This is a genomic window from Campylobacter sp. S4:11 (assembly GCF_024723695.1).
Classification (GTDB): Bacteria; Campylobacterota; Campylobacteria; order Campylobacterales; family Campylobacteraceae; genus Campylobacter_D; species Campylobacter_D jejuni_C.
Map to the genome: position 1 here is coordinate 1 of NZ_JANQDC010000114.1, position 334 is coordinate 334.

Annotated in this window: 1 pseudogene; it reads left to right on the forward strand. The window is 33.5% G+C overall.

From position 1 onward, the window contains the following. Positions 1–334, forward strand: a pseudogene (locus CAMP5053_RS08465) (hypothetical protein); the annotation flags it as partial.

The window sequence follows — 334 nt, forward strand, 5'->3', positions numbered from 1 at the left end:
AGATGATGCTGATGGTAAAGCTATTAGATCTTTATATGATGATGTTTTAAAAGGTAAATTAAAAGATCCAAGGGATATAGATTCTACTCCAGAGAGTAGGAAAGAGTTTAATCGTGAAATGTGGGCATATCGTAGAGGTGCTGTTGCATTTTACAATACAGATATTCCCAATGATTGGACTAAAGAAGAAGCAAAGCTATATATGAATTCTCTTATTTTAGAAGCCAAACTAGCAGCTCTAACTCCTCCACAAGGCTATCCTAATGCACCTTATTATTGGATTCCAGAGCATTTAGAATATGTTTACAAAAAATACAAACTTGATAAACTCCTT